The organism is Cupriavidus pauculus, from assembly GCF_022179805.1.
GTDB classification, from domain to species: domain Bacteria; phylum Pseudomonadota; class Gammaproteobacteria; order Burkholderiales; family Burkholderiaceae; genus Cupriavidus; species Cupriavidus pauculus_E.
In genome coordinates, this window is record NZ_BPUO01000007.1 from 182,359 (window position 1) to 206,280 (window position 23,922).

Annotated in this window: 18 protein-coding genes and 2 riboswitches; of the genes, 7 read left to right on the top strand and 11 right to left on the bottom strand. The window is 65.5% G+C overall.

Annotated elements, in window-relative coordinates; genetic code table 11:
- Positions 1-74: 74 nt before the first annotated feature.
- Together ahcY and ltrA are read right to left on the bottom strand one after the other, a co-directional pair.
- Positions 75-1,493 (bottom strand): adenosylhomocysteinase, encoded by a 1,419-nt coding sequence (gene ahcY / locus MFF62_RS16170; protein ID WP_238264139.1) that lies wholly within the window; start codon positions 1,491-1,493, stop codon positions 75-77.
- Between the two features lie 121 nt (positions 1,494-1,614).
- Positions 1,615-1,687: riboswitch (S-adenosyl-L-homocysteine riboswitch) on the bottom strand.
- Between the two features lie 79 nt (positions 1,688-1,766).
- The gene (gene ltrA / locus MFF62_RS16175; protein WP_238264140.1) at positions 1,767-3,479 is read right to left on the bottom strand and encodes a group II intron reverse transcriptase/maturase; all 1,713 of its coding nucleotides are present in this window, start codon (positions 3,477-3,479) and stop codon (positions 1,767-1,769) included.
- 1,379 nt (positions 3,480-4,858) lie between these two features.
- Here ltrA and thiD point away from each other — a divergent pair.
- Both thiD and MFF62_RS16185 read left to right on the top strand, forming a co-directional pair.
- The gene (gene thiD, locus MFF62_RS16180) at positions 4,859-5,689 is read left to right on the top strand and encodes a bifunctional hydroxymethylpyrimidine kinase/phosphomethylpyrimidine kinase (RefSeq protein WP_238264141.1); all 831 of its coding nucleotides are present in this window, start codon (positions 4,859-4,861) and stop codon (positions 5,687-5,689) included.
- A 6-nt stretch (positions 5,690-5,695) separates the two neighbouring features.
- The gene (locus MFF62_RS16185) at positions 5,696-6,127 is read left to right on the top strand and encodes a PGDYG domain-containing protein (protein WP_238264142.1); all 432 of its coding nucleotides are present in this window, start codon (positions 5,696-5,698) and stop codon (positions 6,125-6,127) included.
- A gap of 8 nt (positions 6,128-6,135) precedes the next feature.
- Here MFF62_RS16185 and MFF62_RS16190 read toward each other — a convergent pair whose 3' ends face one another.
- The 6 genes from MFF62_RS16190 to thiC form a co-directional block, all read right to left on the bottom strand.
- The gene (locus tag MFF62_RS16190) at positions 6,136-6,570 is read right to left on the bottom strand and encodes a PaaI family thioesterase (RefSeq protein WP_238264143.1); all 435 of its coding nucleotides are present in this window, start codon (positions 6,568-6,570) and stop codon (positions 6,136-6,138) included.
- 282 nt (positions 6,571-6,852) lie between these two features.
- Positions 6,853-7,995, bottom strand: a complete 1,143-nt coding sequence (locus tag MFF62_RS16195; RefSeq protein WP_238264144.1) for a thiamine phosphate synthase — start codon at positions 7,993-7,995, stop codon at positions 6,853-6,855.
- Entirely contained in the window at positions 7,992-8,840 is an 849-nt protein-coding gene (locus MFF62_RS16200) for a thiazole synthase (RefSeq protein ID WP_238264145.1), read from the bottom strand. The genes MFF62_RS16195 and MFF62_RS16200 overlap by 4 nt, the downstream gene beginning before the upstream one ends.
- Before the next feature lie 6 nt (positions 8,841-8,846).
- Entirely contained in the window at positions 8,847-9,044 is a 198-nt protein-coding gene (gene thiS / locus MFF62_RS16205) for a sulfur carrier protein ThiS (protein ID WP_238264146.1), read from the bottom strand.
- 13 nt (positions 9,045-9,057) lie between these two features.
- Positions 9,058-10,266 carry an FAD-dependent oxidoreductase gene (locus MFF62_RS16210; protein ID WP_238264147.1) on the bottom strand — a complete coding sequence of 403 codons (1,209 nt, stop codon included), beginning with the start codon at positions 10,264-10,266 and terminating at the stop codon, positions 9,058-9,060.
- Positions 10,267-10,428: 162 nt separating this feature from the next.
- Complete coding sequence (thiC, locus tag MFF62_RS16215; RefSeq protein WP_238264148.1) at positions 10,429-12,306, bottom strand: phosphomethylpyrimidine synthase ThiC; 1,878 nt, start codon at positions 12,304-12,306, stop codon at positions 10,429-10,431.
- 122 nt (positions 12,307-12,428) lie between these two features.
- Positions 12,429-12,531, bottom strand: a riboswitch (TPP riboswitch).
- Between the two features lie 267 nt (positions 12,532-12,798).
- Between thiC and MFF62_RS16220 the strand changes: the two genes are divergently transcribed.
- Both MFF62_RS16220 and MFF62_RS16225 read left to right on the top strand, forming a co-directional pair.
- Entirely contained in the window at positions 12,799-14,484 is a 1,686-nt protein-coding gene (locus MFF62_RS16220) for an acyl-CoA dehydrogenase family protein (RefSeq protein ID WP_238264149.1), read from the top strand.
- A gap of 176 nt (positions 14,485-14,660) precedes the next feature.
- Complete coding sequence (locus tag MFF62_RS16225; protein WP_283205351.1) at positions 14,661-16,202, top strand: methyl-accepting chemotaxis protein; 1,542 nt, start codon at positions 14,661-14,663, stop codon at positions 16,200-16,202.
- Between the two features lie 22 nt (positions 16,203-16,224).
- On the opposite strand, the gene MFF62_RS16230 is transcribed toward MFF62_RS16225, so the two are convergent.
- Entirely contained in the window at positions 16,225-17,907 is a 1,683-nt protein-coding gene (locus MFF62_RS16230; protein WP_238264150.1) for a GMC family oxidoreductase, read from the bottom strand.
- 244 nt (positions 17,908-18,151) lie between these two features.
- On the opposite strand from MFF62_RS16230, the gene MFF62_RS16235 reads away from it, so the two are divergent.
- Positions 18,152-19,555 carry a coniferyl aldehyde dehydrogenase gene (locus MFF62_RS16235; RefSeq protein WP_404990763.1) on the top strand — a complete coding sequence of 468 codons (1,404 nt, stop codon included), beginning with the start codon at positions 18,152-18,154 and terminating at the stop codon, positions 19,553-19,555.
- Positions 19,556-19,675: 120 nt separating this feature from the next.
- Here the strand turns inward: MFF62_RS16235 and MFF62_RS16240 are convergent, their stop codons facing one another.
- The gene (locus MFF62_RS16240; protein ID WP_238264151.1) at positions 19,676-20,563 is read right to left on the bottom strand and encodes a Kdo hydroxylase KdoO; all 888 of its coding nucleotides are present in this window, start codon (positions 20,561-20,563) and stop codon (positions 19,676-19,678) included.
- 133 nt (positions 20,564-20,696) lie between these two features.
- Positions 20,697-21,860 carry a methionine adenosyltransferase gene (metK, locus tag MFF62_RS16245; protein WP_124682663.1) on the bottom strand — a complete coding sequence of 388 codons (1,164 nt, stop codon included), beginning with the start codon at positions 21,858-21,860 and terminating at the stop codon, positions 20,697-20,699.
- A 267-nt stretch (positions 21,861-22,127) separates the two neighbouring features.
- Here metK and MFF62_RS16250 point away from each other — a divergent pair, with 267 nt between their 5' ends.
- The gene (locus MFF62_RS16250) at positions 22,128-23,021 is read left to right on the top strand and encodes a lysophospholipid acyltransferase family protein (RefSeq protein WP_238264152.1); all 894 of its coding nucleotides are present in this window, start codon (positions 22,128-22,130) and stop codon (positions 23,019-23,021) included.
- Complete coding sequence (locus MFF62_RS16255) at positions 23,018-23,911, top strand: lipid A biosynthesis lauroyl acyltransferase (protein WP_238264153.1); 894 nt, start codon at positions 23,018-23,020, stop codon at positions 23,909-23,911. Before MFF62_RS16250 ends, MFF62_RS16255 begins: the two co-directional genes overlap by 4 nt.
- Positions 23,912-23,922 lie beyond the last annotated feature (11 nt).

The following is a 23,922-nucleotide window of genomic DNA, read 5'->3' on the forward strand; positions in this document are numbered from 1 at the left end:
CATCAATCGGGGAGCGGCGGCCCGCCGTCTCCCCGGCCCCTCTCCCGCCGGGCGGGAAAGGGGGTGCTGGCCGATCAGTAGCGGTAGTGGTCGGCCTTGTACGGGCCTTCCTTCTGCACGCCGATGTAGGCGGCCTGCTGCTCAGTCAGTTCGGTCAGTTGCGCGTTGAGCTTCTTCAACTGCAGGCGGGCAACCTTCTCGTCCAGGTGCTTCGGCAGCGTGTACACGCCCACCGGGTACTTGCCGCTATCGCGCTCTTGCCACAGTTCGATCTGGGCGATCGTCTGGTTGGCGAACGAGCTGCTCATCACGTACGACGGGTGGCCCGTGGCGCAGCCCAGGTTCACCAGGCGGCCCTTGGCCAGGATGATGATCTTCTTGCCGTCGGGGAACTTGACGTGGTCGACCTGCGGCTTGATCTCGTCCCATTCGTACTTCTCGATCGACGCGATGTCGATCTCGTTGTCGAAGTGGCCGATGTTGCAGACGATGGCCTGGTCCTTCATCTTGGCCATGTGGTCATGCGTGATCACGTGGTAGTTGCCCGTGCAGGTCACGAAGATGTCGCCGTGCTCGGCGGCGTAGTCCATCGTCACCACGCGGTAGCCTTCCATGGCGGCCTGCAGCGCGCAGATCGGATCGATTTCGGTCACCCACACCTGGGCCGACAGTGCGCGCAGTGCCTGGGCGCTGCCCTTGCCCACGTCGCCGTAGCCAGCCACCACGGCAACCTTGCCGGCGATCATCACGTCGGTGGCACGCTTGATGCCGTCCACCAGCGATTCGCGGCAGCCGTACAGGTTGTCGAACTTGCTCTTGGTCACCGAGTCGTTCACGTTGATGGCCGGGAACTTGAGGTCGCCCTTTTGCGCCATCTGGTACAGGCGGTGCACGCCCGTGGTGGTTTCCTCGGTCACGCCGCGGATGGCCGCCAGGTTACGGCTGTACCACGTCGAATCCTTGGCCAGCTTTTCCTTGATGGCCGCGAACAGGAAGGTTTCTTCCTCGCTGGTCGGCTTGGCGATGATCGAGGCGTCCTTCTCGGCGCGGGCGCCCAGGTGCAGCAGCAGCGTGGCGTCGCCGCCGTCGTCCAGGATCATGTTCGGCGTGCCGCCGTCGGCCCAGTCGAAGATGCGGTGCGTGAAGTCCCAGTATTCCTGCAGCGACTCGCCCTTGAACGCGAACACCGGCGTGGCCGATGCGGCGATGGCGGCGGCGGCGTGGTCTTGGGTCGAGTAGATGTTGCACGAGGCCCAGCGCACGTCGGCGCCCAGTGCCTTCAGCGTTTCGATCAGCACGGCGGTCTGAATCGTCATGTGCAGCGAACCGGCGATGCGCGCGCCCTTGAGCGGCTGGGCAGCGGCGAATTCGTCGCGGATTGCCATCAGGCCCGGCATTTCGGTCTCGGCGATGGCGATTTCCTTGCGGCCCCAGCCGGCCAGGCCGATGTCGGCGATCAGGTAGTCTTGCTTGAGGTCAGTCACGGCGTTCATAGGTCACTCCGGGTGTAAGAGTGGTACGCGTGGGGACGGGAGGATATGTGGACCGCGCCATGCCGCCTCCAGTGAGGCCATGACGGGCAGACAGGTCGACTCGCGCCCCGTGCAAACCACGGAACAGCGAGCGCCGTTGAAACATTCCGAGCCTGGCGGATGGCAGTGCATCCGTTGCAACGCTCCTCGGGAGGGTAGGAGCATACCATCACTGGCACGCTCCCCCCTAAGAACCGTACGTGCGAGTTTCCCCGCATACGGCTCAAGCCCCTACTAAGTGTCGAAAAGATCAAACACCGGTTTCACAACGGTTTTTCCGTGATGGTGAACTTGGATGTGGCAGTTCGGGTGCAACAGTACGCGATTCCCTAGAGCATCGGACCCACCGTGAACACGATAGGTGATGTGATGGTCATCCCATCCGGTCTCTTTGGTTATTTTGCACTGACACACCGCACACAAGCCTCGCTGGGCCATATACAACTTGATCCACTGCTTTCGGTGCGCCATGTTTTCCAACAGACGTTCCTTGCGTAGATTTTCGCCGTACAGTTCCTGCGCAGGATCGAAGGGATTGTAGTCCCCCCGAACTTTCTTGTGTCGCCGAATGGGCGTGCTGACAAGCGAGTACAGCTCCTGCCAACGCGACTCCCCATCCCCCTCCACGACCTCGGTCCCAAACACCCAGTTTCGATCACCGAACGAAGCGAAGTACTTCTTTCGCACCCACTCGGCATTCTTCCCGCGATGTCGCCGCGTGGCCCACCAAAACAGGGCGCGGAAAATCTGGCGCTCCATCTTGTTGAACATTTCCTTGGCCACCACTGGGCTGTGATACTGCGCCCAGCCCCTCAGCATCGGGTTCAGCAGATGAATCAACACCTCCTGCTTTACCGTCTTGTTAGCACTGATGACCTCTTTTACCTTGCGATAGAACGCTTGCGCATTCTTCTTGCTCGGCTTGATGAGCAGCGTTCCCGAGTATTTCCGGAAATTCCACCCGAGGAAGTCAAAGCCGTCGGCCATGTTCACGATTCGCGTTTTCTCCGTGGATAGCGATAGTCCCCGGACTGCTAGGAACTGTTCCACCCACGGCTTCACTTCGCGCTCGAGTACTTCCGGCGTATTTCCGGTGATTACGAAGTCGTCCGCATACCGTATGACATTGACCTTCAGCCTTTTCGTGTTGTTGACCCCAAGTTTCGTTCGCAAGAACTCCACCAGTTGCCGTTCCAACCCGTTCAGCGCCACGTTTGCCAGGGTCGGGGAAATGATGCCCCCCTGTGGTGTCCCGGCGTTGGTCGCCTGAAACTGGCCCTGAAATACCACGCCAGCTTTCAACCATTTTCGCAGGATCGCTTTGTCCATCGGGACGTTGCTTTCCAGCCAGTCATGGCTGATATGGTCAAAGCACCCTTTGATATCTGCCTCCATCACCCATTGAGCCGAAGCCTTCTGGGATAGGGAGACAAATAGCTGGGACATGGCGTCCGCCGTGGAGCGATTAATCCGGAACCCGTAAGAGTTCGGATCGCTCGTCCCTTCGGACACCGGTTCCAGCGCCAGCAGATACAGCGCCTGCATGGCTCTGTCCAACATGGTCGGGATACCCAGAGGGCGTTCCTTTCCGTTGGCCTTGGGGATGTACACCCGCCTTAACGGCAGCGGACGATATCTCCGGCGCTTCAACCGTCCGATGGCAAGCCACCGGACTTCAGGCGAGTCCCAGCGTTCGCGGTCCACACCTGCTGTCCGCTTACCTTGGTTCTCCGTCACCCGTCTTACCGCCGATGCTTTGGCCGAAAACGAGCGGGTCAGCGTCCGTTGCAGGGCCTTCACCCTGCGCCAGTTGCCTTCCTGTGTTGCCTTCGCAATTCGAATCTGCATTCCCCTGACGTTCCGTTCCACGCGGCGCCAATCAATATCGCCCCATTTCTGCGGATTGCCGGAAAGCGCAGACCTGACCTCGCGGTCGGGTTCTTCCATGCTGCTCTCCTATCTGAAAGATCGAACGGTCCCCAGATGCGAGAGCACGGTTTTCTCCCTTGCGGGAGAAAAACTGCGCTCCCGCAGGGGATCATTCATTCCGTGTCCGACGACTTGCGTCATCTTTCACGGCAGGTTGTATAGAGGTCAAACAGCCGTCTTGCGACGAGTGGACCAGTTGGAAGTCTGCCCGCTTTCGCGTGGGGAACGAGCCCCTATCCGGACCATTACAGCCCAGCATTCGCTTTTTCCAACCTCCCATACCCGCACAGCCAACAGCGTTCCTTACGGTTCGCCTGCCAGAGCCACACGCACTCCGGCAGCCATACGGGCTTACCACGTTCCCTACGCGTTACACGACCGGGTTAGGGCCTGCCTCTTCACCGGTGGTCTGATGACGACGTATCCCAACCACTCAGTGGGATAACCGACCACGCACCTTTTGGTTGATGCCGCTCAGCAGCTTAGGCATCGTAATACTCACGGTGTTTATCAGCAGTTCACATATGTTGCCCATACCGGCCAGCCTAGCTCCTCAACCCCATTGCTGCTCGGAGTCTCTGCCCACTTGCCTCGCGGCTGGTGGAACACCCAAATTTCGGGGGCTACGTTGTCAGGAGAGCTTCGCACCCCACCGTTACCGGTGACACACGTCTCCCTAGGCTACTGCTAGTCGCATAGCAGGTTCACTGTCCGAGGTGCCTCACGGCATTACTCGGGTCGAACCATAACGCATAGAGCTTTACGCTCCTGGACCTCTTTGGATTTGCATGTGCTCCTGTGCAAGCGAGCGCCTGACGAATGGCAAGCCATCCGTCCCGTCGGCATAGTGATTGAGCGCCGCCATAAATGGGACGCGCAAAGGGAATCCGCCAAAGGCGGTTTCCCCGCCTTTGGGCAGTGGCTGAATGAACATTCAGCAGATAAGCAGGCCATCTGTGAGACCGGTGAAGCTGGTCCCTGATGACAATGGACATTTCGGCCGGAGCCTACTTCGTCAAATCACATATGTGTCGGTTTGATACAACGGTCGCCAGAGGCTCTCATCGTATTCCGACTAAGGTCGATGCCCGTTTGGGACTTTACTTGACACAAGACCCATTCCCTACTGCGAATCGGTCCACCGCCGTTTCATGTGCCGAGCAGCGGTTTCCTAAGGGCTGCCCCAAGAGGCCATGCTTAGGCGCCTTTCCCAACTATGTCCAAGGATTCAGGCTATCCAAGGTCTGGGGGTTCAGGTTATTTTAAGAGGGCCTGTCCCTCTACACGGAGCGTGCCGTGTCGCACGAGTGGCGGTATTGTAGCGTGCCTGTCCGTCACCAGCGGACAGAATCTCCATATTTTCTCCAGTTTTTCCGACCCGACCGCACCACCTGCACATGCTCCTCACGCCACCCCGCACCCTGACCATCGCCGGCTCCGACTCCGGCGGCGGCGCCGGCATCCAGGCGGATCTCAAGACTTTTGCCGCGCTCGGCTGCTTTGGCATGAGCGCGATCACGGCCATCACGGCCCAGAACACGCTGGGCGTGACCGGCGTGCACGCCATTCCGGCCGACATGGTGGAAGCCCAGATCGACGCGGTGGCCAGCGACATTGGCGTGGATGCGGCCAAGACCGGCATGCTCGGCACGGCCGCCATCGTCGAGGCCGTGGCCGGCGCGGTGGACCGCCACGGTATCCGCCAACTGGTGGTGGACCCGGTCATGATTTCCACGTCCGGCGCCACGCTGTCCGACGACGCCACGAGCCAGGCCATGGTCAGGCTGCTGTTTCCGCGCGCCGTGCTGGTCACGCCTAACCTGCCCGAAGCCTCGTACCTGCTGGGCCGCCGCATCACGCGCCGCGCGGAGATGGAGGCCGCCGCCAGCGACCTGCTGGCCATGGGTTGCCAAGCCGTGCTGCTCAAGGGCGGCCACCTGGAGGACGACGGCCCCGACGCCACCGGCCTGGACGACCTGCTGATGCTGGCCGACGGCACGGTGCGCGTCTACACGCATCCGCGCATCGACACGCCCAACCTGCACGGCACGGGCTGCACGCTGGCCGCCGCCATCGCGTCCGGACTGGCGCGCGGCGACGCGCTGCCCGACGCCGTCAGCGCCGCGCTGGACTTCGTGGCGCAGGCCATCGCATCCGGCGCGCACTTGCGCCTGGGCACCGGCAACGGCCCGCTCAACCACGGCTTCGCGCCACGCCAACTGGGCTGAATCAAGATGGAAATGCTGAAGAACATCGACCTGCGCCACGACGACGCTGCGCGCTGGTATGTGAAGGACGAAACCGTGCAGGTCGAATTCGCCGCCGAGGCGGGCGAGCTGATCAGCCGCGAAGGGCCGAACCGGTACCGGCGCGACGACGCCATCGTGACCGGCGCCACCGGCGACCGCTGGGTGGTGTCGCGCGAGCGGTTCGATTCGCGCTACGTGGCAGCGGGACCCCACGCGCATGGCCAGTCCGGCGCCTATCGCAACCAGCCCGTGCCGGTGCTGGTCAAGGAAATGGCCCAGGCGTTCGCCATCGAGCGTTCGGCCGGCGGCGACGTGCTGACCGGCAAGCCCGGAGACTGGCTGATGCAATACGCGCCCGGCGACTATGGCATCACCGAGCGCGCAAGGTTTATGGCGGTCTACCGCCCGGCGGAGTAAGCCGCGGCTTAGTTGCCGCCGGCCAGCTGCACCAGCTTGAACGACGCGCGGGCCACGCAGCAGACGGTGCCCGATGCGTCGCGGGCCTCGCCCTCGCAGAAGGCAATCTTGGCGCCCCGGCGCAGGATGCGCGCCTCGAACGTCAGCTCGCCACGGGCGGCGGCCAGGAAATGCGTGGACATGTCGATCGTGATCACGCCCACGTCCAGCGGCGCATGCGACCGCGCCGCGCCGCTCAGCGTGAAATCGAGTACCGCCATCAGCGTGCCGCCGTGCACATCGCCCCGGCTGTTCACCACATTCGGGCTGGCCGGCAGGCGCGTGCGGCACAGGCCCTCTTCCATATACACCGGCTGCAGGCCCAGCAGGCGCATCAGCGGAATCTCGATACCGAAATAGGGCTTGTCAGGGGTGCCTGGGGCGGCGGGGATGATCTCGTTCACTGCTGTTTCCTCTCGTGCGGGTTCCGTATGGCGGAACCTCGATCCTTTTTCCGTTGGAATCGAGAGGATATGCGCAAATGGTTGAAGGCTGCCAGAAGGGTGGCCGGTCAGCGCCCAAAGGATCGGGGGGGTCTGTTCTGCGTTGTCTTGGCTCCCCTCTCCCACGTCGTGGGAGAGGGGTTGGGGGTCAGCGGTTCAATCGATGACGGGTCGCAATTTGAGCCGCAATGCCCTCACCCCCAGCCCCTCTCCCGCCGTGCGGGAGAGGGGAGCAAAAAAATTTCAGCCAAACAGCGCATTCAGCCCAGCCACCGCCGCCGGCACGTCGTCGGCTTCGGTAATCGCCCGCACCACGGCCGCGCTGCCTACGCCAATGCCCAGCACTTCCTGCATGTTGCCGGCGTTGACGCCGCCAATGCCCACCAGCGACGGAATCACCGGTTTCATCAGCTTTACGTACGACTGGAAGCGGCCCATGCCCTGCGGCTGGGTCGGCATGACCTTGGTCGTGGTCGGGAAGATCGCGCCCAGCGCCAGGTAGCTGGGGCGGATCGCCGCCACGCGCAGCATTTCCGCGTAGCCGTGCGTCGACACGCCCAGGCGCAGACCCGATGCACGGATGGCGTCGAGGTCGGCTTCGTCCAGGTCTTCCTGGCCCAGGTGGATGCCGTAGATGCCGCTGTCGCCACCGCAGGCTGCGTGGTGGTCGATGGCCACGCGCCAGTGGTCGTTGATGAACAGGCGCGACTTCGAGCCCTTGGCCGCCGCTGCTGCCCTGGCCACCTCGGCCTTCACTGCGGCGGCGTCGTCGGACTTGAAGCGTAGTTGCACGGTGGGCACCTGCAGCGGCACAAGCGTTTCGATCCAGTCGGCGCTGGGCATCACCGCGTACAGGCCCAGGTCGGGCGGGCACGGCGCAAAGGCCGGCGCGGGCTGCTCGGGCGACACCAGTGCGGCGTGGCGCACGCGCGGAAAGCGTGCGAAGTCGGTTGGCCACGCGGTGCTGCCCGGCGCCCAGGCGCGGGCGATGCACAGCGCGTCGTGCGCCGGAAAGTGCAGCGACAACGCGGCCGTCAGCACCGCCACGAACGCCGGCCCATGCGCGGTATCGCCATCGGCCTGCGAATCGAGCACCCAGGTGCCCATCGGCGAGTGCACGGTGTCGATCCAGCGGCCGCCTTCGCGCTCCGATCCGATCAGCACCGCCTTGCCCGCCGCCACCCGGGCGACGATGTCATTGGCGATGGCGTCGGCCGGCTCGCCATCGCACAGCACCACGTCGTGCGCACCCAGCGTGACCGGCGCATTGGCCAGCGGCCACACGTGCCACGGGGCTTCGACGTGGCCGAACATGGCGGCAAAGCGCTTCATCAGGTCTTCGAACATTGCGGCGTCCATGGCCGCAGCTACGCCGGGGCGCGTCATGCGCGGCTCTCCGCGCCTTCGGCGTGCCAGAACGGCATGCCCACCACCGGCGTGCTGGCCTGCGCCACCTCGCGCTCGGGCATCGGCCCGGCCAGGTAGGCGGTGCGGCCCGCGTCCACGGCCAGCGCGAATGCGCGGGCCATGTTCACCGGATACGCGGCCTGCGCCACGGCGGTATTAAGCAGCACGCCGTCGTAGCCCCACTCCAGCACCTGCGCCGCGTGCGACGGCAGGCCCAGGCCGGCGTCGACGATCAGCGGCGTATCGGGCAGGCGGTCGCGCAGCGTGCGCATGGCATGCGGATTCACCGCGCCACGGCCCGTGCCGATCGGCGCGGCCCACGGCATCAGCGCCTGGCAGCCCACGTCGAGCAGGCGGCGACACAGCACCAGGTCCTCGGTGCAATACGGCAGCACCTTGAACCCTTCCTTGATCAGCGTTTCGGCCACGGCGGGCAGGTTCAGCGTGTCGGGCTGCAGCGTGTAGTCGTCGCCGATCAGTTCAAGCTTGATCCAGTCGGTCTCGAAGACTTCGCGCGCCATCATCGCCGTGGTGATGACTTCCTGCGCCGTGAAGCAGCCGGCGGTGTTGGGCAGCACCGGCACGCCCAGCGTGCGCAGCATCTGCCAGAACGTATCGCCGCCCAGCGTCTGGCCATCGCCCTGGCCAACGGCGGTCTGGCGGCGCAGCGCCACGGTGATCATGGCGGGGCGCGAAGCCTCCACGGCGGCCTGCAGCGTGGCCGGCGACGGATAGCGCGCCGTGCCCAGCAGCAGGCGCGAGTCGAACGACTCCCCGTACAGGACGAACGGATCGCGCAGCGTTTCAGTAGGTTCGAAGGTCATGGTGGCTTAGCCTCCCGTCACGGGTTGCACGAGGTCGATCTGGTCGCCCGCGTTGAGCGACCGGGCCGCATGCGCGGCACGCGGCACGAACTGGCCGTTCACCGCCGCCGCAAAGGGCGGGGCGATGTCCGCGGCTGTCACGGCGTCCGCCAGCGTGGCGGCGTCGGGCAGCTCCAGCGGTTGGCCATTGAGCAGGATTTGCATGTTGGTTGACTGGTTAATGCAGCGTGCCGCCGGCATCGGACAACACGTTGCTCGACATCTGGGCGGGCTCGCACACGGACTCGATCATGCCGGGCCAGCGCAGCGCGGCAGGCACCGCATGCGCGGCCGGGTCGCCGTCGAGCATCGCGCGCACCACGTGGCATGCGGCCTCGGTCACGGCCGGGGCAATCAGCCAGCCGTGCCGGTACAGCCCGTTCACGCGCACCACGCGCGACGGCTGGTCCACGCGGATGGCGGGCAGGTGATCGGGGCGCGTCGGGCGGCGCTGCACGTTCAATTCCAGCACGCGCGCCTCGCCAAATGCCGGGTGCAGCGAGTGCGCGGCCGACAGCAGTTCCAGCGCCGAACGCACGCTCATCGGCGAATCGTCCTCGCTTTCGATTTCGGTAGCGCCGATCACGTACAGGTCGTTCGGCTTCGGCGCGATGTAAATGGGGTAGCGCGGATGCAGCAGGCGCACCGGCCGGTGCAGCTTCACGTCGGGCGCATGCACGCGCACCACCTCGCCGCGCAGGCCGCGCAGTCCCGGCAGCGCCTGGCCCTGTGCCCCGGCGGGGTTGGTCCATGCCGCACGGGCGCCCAGGCCGCGGCAATCGAGCACCACGCCGGCACGGATGCCCAGCGCGGGCAAGGCGTCGGCATCGATCTCGCCGGCTTCCCACACGCAATGCAGCCCTTCCTCGACGGCACACGCCAGCAGCGCGCGCATGGCGCCACGGTTGTCGAGCTGCCCTTCGCCCTGCAGCAGCAGGCCCTGCGGGAAGCGGCCGGCCAGCGCGGGCTCGATCTGCCCCACGCCGTTGCCGTCGAGCGCGCGCAGGCGCTGCTGCACCAGTTCGGGCGGCGCCACCGCGCGCATGCGGCCGGTGAACAGCGATACCTCGCTGCGATCGCGCGCGTGCCAAACCACCAGCGTGCCGTCTTCCTGGAAGAACACGGGTTGAGGCAATTCCTGGATCCACGTGCGCCACAGGTCGACGCTGGCAATGCCAAGGTCGACGATGCGCCGTTCGGCAATCGCCGATTCGGCCAGCGGCGCCAGCATGGCCGCCGCCACATGGGCGGCCGAGCCACTGCCGTCGGGGCCGCCACGCTCCACCAGCGCCACGCGGGCGCCTGCGCGCACGAGTTGCCAGGCAGATAAACGCCCGGCCAGGCCGGCGCCGAGGATGGCGACATCGAAGGACTGTACTGCTGTCATGAGCTTGTATGCCGGCGGCGCTGGCTGTTGCGTTGCGCCGACCGGCCTCCGGTTGGGTGAATTCCGCCGCGCCGCGTGGGGGCGCCGCGCGCGGGACTCTGGGTACTACGGTAATGCCGGGCGGCGCCGCCAGGGCGCGCGCCCGTCCTGCAAGACTACGCGTCAGGAATAGATCTTGGCGCCCGACTTCACGAACTCGATCGACTTCTCTTCCATGCCGCGTTGCGCTGCCGGCAGCGACGCCGCGTAGTCGCGCACTTCCTGCGTGATCTTCATCGAGCAGAACTTCGGCCCGCACATCGAGCAGAAGTGGGCGATCTTCGCGCCTTCGGCCGGCAGCGTCGCGTCGTGGAACGAGCGTGCGCGTTCCGGGTCCAGGCCCAGGTTGAACTGGTCTTCCCAGCGGAACTCGAAGCGTGCCTTGGACAGCGCATTATCGCGCAGCTGCGCACCCGGCCAGCCCTTGGCAAGGTCGGCCGCATGGGCGGCGATCTTGTACGTGATGATGCCTTCGCGCACGTCTTCCTTGTCCGGCAGCCCCAGGTGCTCCTTCGGCGTGACGTAGCACAGCATGGCCGTGCCCATCCAGCCGATGTTAGCCGCACCGATGCCGCTGGTGATGTGGTCGTAGCCCGGCGCAATGTCGGTCACCAGCGGTCCCAGCGTGTAGAACGGCGCTTCGTAGCAGTGCTTCAGCTCTTCGTCCATGTTGGCCTGGATGCGCTGCAGCGGCACGTGGCCCGGGCCTTCGATCATCACCTGCACGTCGTGCTCCCACGCCTTGGCGGTCAGCTCGCCCAGCGTGCGCAGTTCGCCGAACTGTGCGTCGTCGTTCGAATCGGCGATGCAACCCGGACGCAGACCATCACCCAAGCTGAACGACACGTCGTACGCCTTCATGATTTCGCAGATCTCGTCGAAATGCGTGTACAGGAAGTTTTCCTTGTGATGCGCCAGGCACCACTTGGCCATGATCGAGCCGCCGCGCGACACGATGCCGGTCACGCGGTCGGCCGTCATCGGCACGTAGCGCAGCAGCACGCCGGCGTGGATCGTGAAGTAGTCCACGCCCTGCTCGGCCTGCTCAATCAGCGTGTCGCGGAACATTTCCCACGTCAGGTCCTCGGCGATGCCGCCGGTCTTGTCCAGGGCCTGGTAGATCGGCACGGTGCCGATGGGCACCGGCGAATTGCGCAGGATCCATTCACGCGTTTCGTGGATGTGCTTGCCGGTGGACAGGTCCATGATGGTGTCGGCGCCCCAGCGGATCGACCACACCATCTTTTCCACTTCCTCGGCCAGCGACGACGTCACCGCCGAATTGCCCAGGTTGCCGTTGATCTTCACGCGGAAGTTGCGGCCGATGGCCATCGGTTCCAGTTCCGTGTGGTTGATGTTGGCGGGGATGATCGCGCGGCCAGCGGCGATTTCGCGGCGCACGAACTCGGGCGTCATGTCTTCCGGACGCAGCGGCAGCGCGGCGCCCAGGGCGTTGCCCGGATGCTGGCGCAGCAGCGCCTTGTACTCGGGCTTGTCGTACAGCGCCTGCAGGTTCAGCGATTCGCGCAGCGCCACGTATTCCATCTCGGGCGTGATGATGCCCTTGCGTGCGTAGTGCATCTGCGACACATTCGCGCCGGCCTTGGCGCGGCGCGGGTTCGTCAGTTGCGCGAAACGCAAGTGTGCCGTGGCCGGGTCATTGGCACGGGCCAGGCCGTATTCCGACGACAGGCCGGACAGCACCTCGGTGTCGTTGCGCTCCTCGATCCACTTGGCGCGCACGGCCGGCAGACCGGCCTTCAGGTCGATATGCACGTCGGGGTCGCTGTACGGGCCCGAGGTGTCGTAGACCGGGATCGGCGGATTCGCCATCTCGCCCTTGTCGGTGCGGGTGGCGGTCTGCAGGATCGTGCGCAGCGGCACGCGGATGTCCGGGCGGCTGCCGGTCAGGTAGGTCTTGCTGGAAGCCGGGTAGGCGAATTTCTGGTCGAGATCGCTTTCCAGCGACTCAAACGATGCGGCGGGGGCAGTACGGGCCATGGGTGTCGTCCTCTCTCTTGCGGGGATGGACGAAACCAGGAGCCCTGTGAGCCGGCCAGCGGCATGGCCGGAGGCGGCGTCCCGTTGCGGAAAAAACGGAGTTTCCGCGGGACAAGAGGCAAATCGGTTCTGTTGAAACTTCCCACGCCGGTACTAGCCGGATCGGGTTCGAAGGGACTCTCTCAGCTCGCCCGGCCCATCCGGACGGCACCCCTGTTTCATCCAACGGGGTGAATTTAAGCACAAGCGCCGGCCCCGCGCCACCCGAAATTCTGTTGCGTCTGTCGTGCGTCACGGTAGCGGAATCATGGTGCCATGCAGCACGACTCGCACTGACGATCGACGATGCGACCGGCCTCCGCAGCCAGTTTGCAGGCGATCTGCGCCGGTCTTTGCGGGGATGTTTGCGCGGGTATTGCGAACGGAAAAGTTGCCGTACCATGCCCTCAACCCACCGAAGTGCCGACACGCATTGCCGCCTCAGGAGATGCCATGACCGCCACATCCGCCGCCGACGTCGACAGCGCGCAAACCCATCAGGTCTTCAACCAGGTGCCCGACCTGGCCCACTACAACCTGTTCGCGTCGGACCCCACCCTGCGCGCCGCACTGGACCGGGCGGGCAGCGGCTGGCATGCAGAAGCGCTCACCGCCTATGGCGCGCGGCTGGGCGACCCCGAGGTGCAGGGCTGGGCCGCCGACGCCAACCGGCTGACCCCGGAGCTGCACGCGTACAGCCGCACGGGCGAGCGCATCGACGAGGTGCGGTTCCATCCCGCCTGGCACCAGTTGCTGGCGCTGCTGCGCAGCCAGCAGTTGCAGGCCCTGCCCTTCGCGCAACCGCGCACCGGCGCGTGGGCCGCGCGCACGGCCGGCTATTTCCTGCAGGCCCAGGTGGAATCGGGGTCGCTGTGCCCCACGACGATGACGTTCGCCAGCATTCCGGTGCTTTCCAAGGAACCGGCGCTGTTCCGCGATCTGGAGCCGCGCCTGTTCTCGACCGGGCACGATGCACGCGACCTGCCGTGGCGCGACAAGACCGCCGTGATGATCGGCATGGGCATGACCGAGAAACAGGGCGGGTCGGACGTGCGCGCCAACACCACGGTGGCCGTTCCGGCTCGCGGCGAGGGGCGCGGCGCCGAATACCTGCTGACCGGCCACAAGTGGTTTTTCTCGGCGCCGATGTGCGACGCGCACCTGGTGGTGGCGCGCATGGGCGCCGTGGACGGCCCGCTGTCGTGCTTCTTCGTGCCGCGCTTCCGCGACGACGGCAGCAAGAACCCGATCCTGATCCAGCGACTCAAGGACAAGCTCGGCAACCGCTCCAATTCCAGTAGCGAAGTGGAATTCCGGGGCGCCACCGGCATCCTGATCGGCGAGGAAGGCCGCGGCATTCCCACCATCATCGAGATGGCCACCAACACGCGGCTCGACTGCGTGATCGGCAGCGCGGCGCTGCTGCGCGCCGGACTGGTGCAGGCGCTGCATCACGCGCGCCATCGCATGGCATTCGGCCGCCTGCTGGCCGACCAGCCGCTCATGCGCAACGTGCTGGCCGACCTGGCGCTGGAATCCGAAGCGGCCACGCAGATGATGATGGCGTTGGCCCACGCGTTCGAACACGCCGACGACGATCCGCAGGCCGCCGCCTGGAAGCGCGTGATGACGCCGGCCGCCAAGTTCTGGATCTGCAAACGTGCGCTGGAAACCACTGGCGAGGCGATGGAAGTGTGGGGTGGCAATGGCTACGTCGAGGAAGGCCCGATGGCGCGGCTGTATCGCGAGGCGCCGGTCAATTCCATCTGGGAAGGGTCCGGCAACATCATGTGCCTGGATGTGCTGCGTGCATTACAACGCAATCCGGACGATGGCGCGCGCATCCTGCAGGACCTGGCGCGGCTGTCCAATGGCCATGCTGCCGTGCGTGCCGAACTGGCCTCCCTGCAGGCCATGCTGCACGGCCCGGCCGATGCGCTAGAAGCCAGCGCGCGACGCTTTGCACAGGGTCTGGTCCTGACCGCCCAGGCGGCGCTGATGATTGCCCATGCCAACCCCGAGTCGGCGGAGCATTTTGTCGCGAGCCGGCTGGGCCGTCAGCACGGACGTGTCTTCGGCACGCTGGATGCCGATAGCGTCACTCTTGGCCGAATAGCCGCGCGATCCTGGCCGGCCTGATACGCATAGTGTGCGGACATCGCACACTGCGTGCTGCGCCGCGGCATCCCCACCTTCAGGGGATAGGTGGTGCGCCGTAAACGTTGTGGCGACGGGCTGTATGGCCCGCCAGCGAAAGCCATCCAAGTCGTCACAACGGACGGTCCACGCCAAGTAACGTGGCCGCCAAGCCACCCATGAATATCAGCAAACGTCTGCTTCTTACTCTGTCCCTCGCATTGATCGCTCTTCTCTTCGTTGGCCTGGGCGGTATCTGGCAACTGTCCAAGGCGGAAGACCGGTTCGAATACTTCAATGACAACACGCTGGCCAGCGTGCGCGACCTCAACACCGCCAGCAACGCGTTCGCCATGACGCGCGTGGCGCTGTATCGCCACGCCCTGGCCGAAGACAAGGCCGCCCAGGCCGAGGCCGATGCGGCGCTGGAAAAGTCGATCAAGCGCTTTGACGACCTGATGGCCAAGTACGAGCGTGAAGACATCTCCGACGATACCGACCGCAAGCTGCTCGAAGCCGATCGCGCGACGGCCCAGCGCTTCCGCGAACTGGTGCCCGCCTTCCTGGAGCGCTCGCGCGCCGACGACCGGGCGACCACGCAGCAGATGCTGTCGTCGGGCGATCTCAACAAGGCTTCCAGCGCGGTGCGCAAGGCCCTGGACGAGCACCTCGAATACAACACGAAGCTCGGCGAACAGGCCGTGGCCTTCAACAAGGGCGAGTACCACACGTCCGTGCGCGTCTTCACGATCGCGATCGTGATCGCCGTGGCCATGACTGCTTTCCTGGCCTTCGGCCTGTACCGCCGCATCCGCGTCAGCCTCGACGAGATCCAGGGCACGCTGGAGCACGTGAGCAAGACGCTCGACCTGGACCATCGCGCCCCGGTGGATCGCCTGGACGAAATCGGCCTGACCGCGCAATCGTTCAACGCGCTGATCGAACGCGTGGCGGGCACGCTGCGCGAGGTGCGCCGCTCGACCGATTCGGTCAGCGTGGCCGCCGCGCAGATCGCCGCCGGCAACGTCGACCTGTCGTCGCGTACCGAGGAACAGGCCGCGTCGCTGGAAGAAACCGCGTCGAGCATGGAACAGCTCACCGCCACGGTGCGCCAGAACGCCGAGAACGCCCGCCAGGCGTCGTCGCTGGCATCGAACGCCGCCGTGGTGGCCGACGAAGGCAATCAGTCGGTGCAGCAGATGGTGGGCACGATGGGCGCCATCAGCACCAGCTCGGAACGCATTGCCGAAATCACGAACCTGATCGAGGGCATTGCCTTCCAGACCAACATTCTGGCGCTGAACGCGGCCGTGGAAGCGGCGCGCGCCGGTGAACAGGGCCGCGGCTTCGCGGTGGTGGCCGGTGAAGTGCGCAGCCTGGCGCAGCGTTCGTCGAGCGCCGCCAAGGAAATCAAGGAGCTGATCGAGGCATCGGTGGACACGGTGCGCACCGGTTCCACCCAGGCCGAGGAAGTGGGCAAGACCATGACCGACATCCGCCAGGCCGTGAAGCGCGTGTCCGACATCATTGCCGAGATCTCGGCGGCCTCGCAGGAACAGAGCGCCGGCATCGAGCAGGTGGGCCACGCGGTGGGCCAGATGGATCAGGTCACGCAGCAGAACGCCGCGCTGGTGGAAGAGGCAGCGGCCGCCGCGCAGTCGCTGGACGAACAGGCCGGTCGCCTGCGCGACATGGTCGGCCAGTTCCAGATGCGCGGATAAGACGTCGACCGCGTCTCCCGGGTCAATCCGCAACGGCGGGTTCCCGGATCCGCAGCGTCACATGCGGCGCGTAGCGGATCAGGTCGTGGGCGCGCTCGCCAATCATGATGGCGGGCGCGTTGGTATTGCCCCCCACCAGCGTCGGCATGATTGACGCGTCCACCACGCGCAGCCCCTCCACGCCGCGTACCCGCAGTTGCGGGTCCACCACCGCCAGCGCATCCATCCCCATGCGGCAAGTGCCCACCGGGTGATAGATCGTATCCGCGTGCTGGCGAATCAGCGCGCGGGCGGCCTCGTCGTCACTGCCATCGAGCTGCAATGCCTCGGAGTACAGTTCGCGACCGCCAAACACCGCCAGCGGCGCCTGTTGGAAGATGCGCCGGACGATGCGCAGGCCATCGAGCATGGTTTCCATGTCTTGCGGATCGGACATGTAGCGCGGGTCGATGCGCGGCGCCGCCCGCATGTCCGCCGATGCCAGCCTGACCTCGCCACGACTGCGCGGGCGCAGCACACAGACATGGCAGGAATAACCATGGCCCAGGTTGATGCGGCGCATATGATCGTCGGCCATCCCCACCACGAAGTGCAGTTGCAGATCCGGCTCGGCCAGCCCCGGCTGGCTGCGGACGAATGCGCCGGCTTCGGCAAAATTCGAACTCATCATGCCGGTGCGGTCGCGGCGATAGCGCAGGTATTCGGCCACCAACCGGCGCGCGCCACCCAGCGACACGCCAAACAGATCGGCCGCCGACACGCGCTTGTGCAGGATGATGTCGAGGTGGTCCTGCAGGTTGCCGCCCACGCCGGGCAGGTCATGCACCACGGCGATGCCATGCTCGTGCAGATGGGCGGCGGGGCCTACGCCTGACGCCATCAATAATTGCGGTGATCCGAAAGCGCCCGCCGATACGATGACCTCGCGCCGTGCGTGCAGCACAACCTCCTGGCCATCGCGCCAGGCCAGTACGCCCACGGCACGACGCTTGTCGAACAGGATGCGCAGCACCTGCGTGCCGGTCATCACGTGCAGGTGGCTGCGGCCGCCGTTGCAATTCCGGTCGCGCGCGTTGCCGCCGTGCAGGTAGGCGCGCGCAGCGTTCCAGCGCTCGCCGTTGTGCTGCGTGACCTGGTACCAGCCCACACCTTCCTGTTCCTCGCCGTTGAAATCGTCGTTGCGCACGATGCCCGCGTGCTGCGCGGCTTCGATGAAATGCTGTCCAAACGGATTCGGCGAGCGCAGGTCGCTCACGTGCAGCGGCCCGGTACCGCCATGCAGCGGATCGTCGTCGTGGCCGGCAACGCGTTCGTTGCACTCGGCGCGCCGGAAGTACGGCAGCACGTCGTCCCACGACCAGCCGTCGCAGCCGGCGGCGGCCCAGTCGTCGTAGTCGGCGGGCCGGCCGCGCGTGTAGATCATGGCGTTGATCGACGAAGATCCGCCCAGCCCGCGCCCGCGCGGCTGATAGCCGCATCGCCCGCCAAGCCCGGCCTGCGGCATGGTCTGGTAGCCGTAGTTGCGCGCGCCGGCGCGCGGCAGCAGGGCCGCGCAACCCACAGGTGTGCGCACCAGCACATGATGGTCGTGCGCACCGGTTTCCAGCAGCGCGATGGTGTCGTTGCCACTGTCGGCAAGTCGCCCCGCCAGCGCGCAGCCGGCCGAGCCCGCGCCCACGACGAGATAGTCAAAGGTTGTTTCCATCTGTCTCCTCGCGTGTCCGGTGCCGGTCCAGTCCCCGGCGGACGCCTGCCGCGAAAATCCAGTGTAGCCGCTGCCGCCGGGGTGGTGAAGCGGGGCGACACCTAAATCGGGCAGCCCGGGCGCGGCGCCGCACACCGGCTCGCCGCCCTGCGTTTGGGAGGTGTCCTCCATTGATATAACCAGCGGGCTGGCATATGGTGCGCGATGGTCCATGGAAAACAAGAACCGGCCCAAGGAGATCGCCATGAGAGAAGTGCCCGCCATGTCCACGGTGTTCAACGCCATGCACGCCGCGTCGCGTCATGACCAGAGCCCGGCCTGGGATGTCCGGGCCGACCGGCTGCGGCGCCTCAAGGCGCTGGTGCGCGACAACCACGACGCCATCGCGGCAGCCATCAGCGCCGATTTCACCAATCGTCCGCGCCAGGAAACCGCCTTGCTGGAAGTGTTTCCAAGCCTGTCGGGCATCGATGATGCATTGCGGCATGGCAAGCGCTGGATGCGCACGCGACGCGTGGCGACGGGGCTCTGGTTCAAGCCGGGCAAGTCGCGCCTGATACCGCAGCCGCTTGGTGTGGTCGGCATCGTGGTGCCGTGGAACTATCCGCTCTACCTGACCATCGGGCCGCTCACCGGCGCCCTGGCGGCAGGCAATCGCGCCATGGTCAAGCTGTCCGAGTACACGCCTCGGTTTTCAGAGTTGTTCGCGCGGCTGGTGCAGGGGACGTTTGCCCCAGACGAGGTGGCCGTGATCAATGGCGATGCCGAGGTGGCCGCCACCTTCAGCGCGCTGCCGTTCGACCATCTGCTGTTCACGGGATCGACCAGCGTCGGCCATCACGTGATGAAGGCGGCTGCGGCCAACTTGACGCCGGTTACGCTGGAGCTGGGCGGCAAGTCGCCGGCCATCGTCGGCCCCGGCGCCGATTTCGACCGCGCCGTGGAACGTATCCTGGTGGGCAAGCTGCTCAACGCGGGCCAGACCTGCATCGCACCCGACTACGTGCTGGTGCCCGCCGGCCAGCAGGACCGCTTCGTCGACGCGGCACGCCGCGTGGCGGCCAGGCTGTATCCCGATATCGCGCGCAACGCGGACTACACGAGCATCATCAGTCCGCGACACTTCGACCGCCTGGTATCGATGGTCGATGCCGCAGAGGCAGCCGGCGCGACCGTGGTGCCGCTGACCGACGCTTCGCCCGATGCCGCTGCCCGCCGCTTGCCGCCCGTGCTGCTGACGGGCGCGCCGGACGACGTGCGCGCGATGCAGGAGGAAATCTTCGGGCCGGTGCTGCCCGTGGTGGCCTATCGCGATATCGACGATGCGATCGGCTTCGTGAATGCCCGGCCGCGTCCGCTGGCGCTCTATGTATTCGATCGCGGCAGCGACGTCGTGGACCACGTCATGCGGCAAACCGTGGCAGGCGGCGTGACCGTCAACGACACGCTGTTCCACATCGCGCAGGATGGGCTGCCGTTCGGGGGCGTGGGGCCAAGCGGGATGGGCGACTATCACGGCGAGGCTGGCTTCGAGACGTTCTCGAAGCTCAAGCCCGTGTTCTACCAGTCGCGGCTCAACGGCGCGGGGTTGCTCAAGGCGCCGTATGGGAAGCGGTTTGAATCGATGCTGAGGATGTTGTTGCGGTAGGGCTGTTTGGCGGGCTCTCCTGCCCTTTACCTACTACCTACTCTCCCGCGTCTTACTCGCTCCCCTCTCCCGCTGCGCGGGAGAGGGGAGAAAACACAGCCGCAACGGGGAGAACTCAGCTCAAGCCGCCACCATCGGCTTCCCCAGCATGCGCGACAGCACCGCCTCGGGCGAATGCGTGCGGTCGCCAATAGCAGCCGGGTCCAGGTAAATGGTCTGTTCCATCATCGCCTTGCCGCGCATGGCGGCGTGCAGCAGCTGGTCGCTGAACACGATCCACGTAGCGCCCGGCGGGAACAGGAATTCCTGCTGCGGCACGGACTTCTGGTAGTCCAGGTCGGCCTTGGCTAGGTCGTGCAATTGCAGCATGCGGTGATCGTATTCGCTGCGTTCGCGCTTGGTGATGTGCAACGTCTTCATCAGCCACGCCTGACCGGGCCACATGCCGTGCGTCTTCGGCACGAAGCGCTGGGCAAAGTCGCCAAACGGCTCGCCCACGCGCCACACCCGCGGTGCCTCGGGATCGATGTTGTGGAAGACGCGCAGCAGCCGCTTGCCCAGCATCGGGTTCGACGGGAACGAGTCCACGTGCAGCCGCGTGTCGTCCTTGCGCCAGCTCACCGGCCGGCCCGCGATCTCGCTGGGCCGTAGCGACGTGCCCGCACGCGTCATATGCCCCATGTATTCCGGAAACAGCGCCTGGATCAGCGACTCGCCCGATTCGGCGTAGCGGCGGATCAGGTTGTACAGGTCGGTCAGGTCCTGCTCGGTACCGGCCGCGCCGCGCACGGCGTTGTCAGTGGCGCGCAGGTTGATGTTCTTCGACTTGCCGTCCGAATAGCGCGGGTCAAGGAAGCGCTCCTCGCCCGGCTTGAATTCGAACCGCAGGTTCGGGAAGTACAGCACAGCGCCCTGCTCCAGTTCGCGGCGCAATGCGGCGCGCGTCTCGGGCGATACCTCGGGTGACCAGTCGGTATAGGGCTGGGTACGGATCAGGTCCAGAGCCATGGCGATTCCATTGATTTCGGGTTGACCGGATTCTACTCCGCGCGGGCGGGCATGCCCGGTGGCGCCGGGACAACAAAAAACCCCGCGGGTCCCGAGGGACCGGCGGGGCATGCAGCCGGAAACGCCTGAGCGCTTACAGGCCAGCGGCGGCGCGCAGCGCGGCGGCCTTGTCGGTGGCTTCCCACGAGAATTCCGGCTCCTCGCGGCCAAAGTGGCCGTAGGCGGCAGTCTTTTCGTAGATCGGGCGCAGCAGGTCCAGCATCTGCACGATGCCCTTCGGGCGCAGGTCGAAGTGTTCCAGCACCAGTTCGGCAATCTTCTCGTCCGAGATCTTGCCGGTGCCTTCCGTGTACACGGTCACGTTGATCGGGCGTGCCACGCCAATGGCGTAGCTCACCTGCACCTGGCATTGGCGCGCCAGGCCGGCGGCCACCACGTTCTTGGCCACGTAGCGGGCAGCGTAGGCGGCCGAGCGGTCCACCTTCGACGGGTCCTTGCCCGAGAACGCGCCACCACCGTGCGGCGAAGCACCGCCGTAGGTGTCGACGATGATCTTGCGGCCGGTCAGGCCGCAGTCGCCTTGCGGGCCACCAATCACGAACCGGCCGGTCGGGTTGACCAGGTACTTGGTGTCCTTGAGCATGTCGGCCGGCAGCACGGGCTTGATGATCTCCTCGATCACCGCCTCGCGGATCTGCGCTTGCGAGATATCGGGCGAATGCTGGGTCGACAGCACCACGGTGTCCACGCTGTGCGGACGGCCGTCCACGTAGCGCACGGTCACCTGCGACTTGGCGTCCGGACGCAGCCAGGGCAGGCGGCCGTCACGGCGCAGTTGCGACTGACGCTCCACCAGGCGGTGCGAGTAGTATATCGGGAACGGCATCAGTTCCGGGGTCTCGTCGCAGGCGTAGCCGAACATCAGGCCCTGGTCGCCAGCACCCTGGTTCAGGTAGTCGTCCGAGGCGCGGTCCACGCCCTGGGCGATATCGGGCGACTGCTTGTCGTACGCCACCAGCACGGCGCAACCCTTGTAGTCGATGCCGTAGTCGGTGTTGTCGTAACCGATGCGCTTGATGGTGTCGCGTGCGACCTGGATGTAGTCAACGTTTGCCGTCGTGGTGATTTCGCCCGCCAGAACCACCAGACCGGTATTGCACAGCGTCTCGGCCGCCACACGGGCGTACTTGTCCTGGGACAGGATGGCGTCCAGGACAGCGTCCGAAATCTGGTCTGCGACTTTATCGGGATGGCCTTCGGAGACAGATTCCGAAGTAAAGAGGAAATCGTTCGACACGATCTAATTTCTCCAGGTTGGCTATTGCGCGCCACCCTTCGAAATAGTGCGGCGACGCTTTAGCGGTATTTAGGGCCGCTCGGGTAGAGCAGCATCGCCCCGCAAGTTGTCAGTTAACTCGGCGATGGACGGTATTATAGCGGCCTATCGCTTTCGCTGCAGCCCGCCGATTTCCGAATAACGGCGTCAGACGCGCACTGTGCAGAATTCCCGCGCGTGCGCCGCGGTTTTTCCCGGTATTTCCGGATTCGCCTTACCAGCACCGACATGACCTTTCTGTTCTGGCTCATATCTCGCCTGCCCCTGCGCGTCCTGCACGCCATCGGCGGCGCATTGGGATTGCTCGTGGCGCGCCTGCCCGGCCGCTACGGCCGCCGGCTGGCCGAGAACTTCCGCCATGCCTATCCGCAGGCCACCGATGCCATGTTGGCCGAAGCGGCACGCCACACCGGCCGCATGATCATCGAGATGCCGTATTTCTGGAGCCGCAAGACATTTTCGGTGCACACCGAGGGTTTCGACAAGATGTGGGGCAAAGCTGACGAGGTGGCCGCAGCGGGCAACGGCGTGATCATCCTGACCCCGCACCTTGGCTGCTTCGAGGTGCTGCCCCCGAGCATTGGCCAACAACGTCACCTGACCGCGCTGTTCAAGCCCCCTCACCAGCCATGGCTGCGCGAATTCGTGGAACGGATGCGCACGCGCCCCAACGTGGCCATGGCACCGGCCACGCCACGCGGGGTGCGCATGCTGGTCAAGGCGCTCAAGCGCGGCGGAGCCGTCGGCATCCTGCCCGATCAGGTGCCAAGCGGTGGAGAAGGCACCTGGGCGCCATTCTTTGGCAAGCCCGCCTATTCGATGACGCTCGTGCACCGGTTGCAGCAGCTGACCCGCGCGCCGATCGTAATGGTTTTCGCCGAACGCCTGCCGCGCGGTGCTGGCTATCGCGGTCACCTGCACGTGCTGTCCGAAGGCGGCATGCTGCCCGCCGACCCGGCGGAAGGCTCGGCGGTCATCAACGCAGCCATCGAGAAGTTGATCGAGATCGACCCAACCCAGTATCTGTGGGGCTATAACCGCTACAAAAATCCGGCCGGGGCCGGAACGCCAACCGAACCGGCCACGACCGGCCGGGCGGTCACCAACGACGAGACTCAATGAGCCGCATCTTTACCTGGCTTGGCATCGGGCTTCTTACGGTGCTGGGCAAACTCCCCTACGCATTCGTAGCCCGCTTTGGCGAGGCGCTGGGCAGCCTGCTGTACCAGATTCCGAATCCGCGCCGCGAAGTGGTGCGCGCCAATCTGCGCCTGTGCTTTCCGGATCGCACCGATGCCGAGATCGACGCCCTGTCGCGCGAAAGCTACCGCAAGGTGTTCCGAAGCTTTGCCGAGGGCGGCATCTTCTGGACCTGTGGCGAAGACAAGATGCGTCGCCTGGTGCAGATCAAGGACCACGGCAACCTGCTGGCGCTGGACGGCACGCCCCATATCCTGGTGACGCTGCACCTTTCCGGCCTGGAAGCCGGCGCCATCCGCCTGACCATGCACCTGCGCGACAACGTGGGCCGCTCCGGCGCGTCGCTCTACACCGTGCAGAAGAACAAGCTGTTCGACGACTTCCTGAAGGTGGCGCGCGGCCGCTTTGGCGCAAACATGATCTCGCGCAATGACAGCGTGCGTAACATCCTGCGCACGCTCAAGAAGGGCGAGGCGCTGCAGTTGATCTCCGACATGGACTTCGGCGAGCGCGATTCCGAGTTCGTGCCATTCTTCGGCGTGCAGGCGCTGACGCTGACGGCGGTGTCGCGCCTGGCGCGGCTGGCCAATGCCAAGGTGGTGCCGATCTACACGGAGCAATTGCCCGACTACAAGGGGTATGTGCTGCACTTGCTGCCACCCTGGGACAACTACCCCGGCGAAAGCGTCACGGACGACACGCGCCGCATGAACGCCTTCTTCGAGGAAGCCATCCGCCCGCGCATCGCGGACTATTACTGGGTACACAAGCGCTTCAAGCACCGGCCGCCCGGCGAACCGGACATCTACTGATTACAATCGGC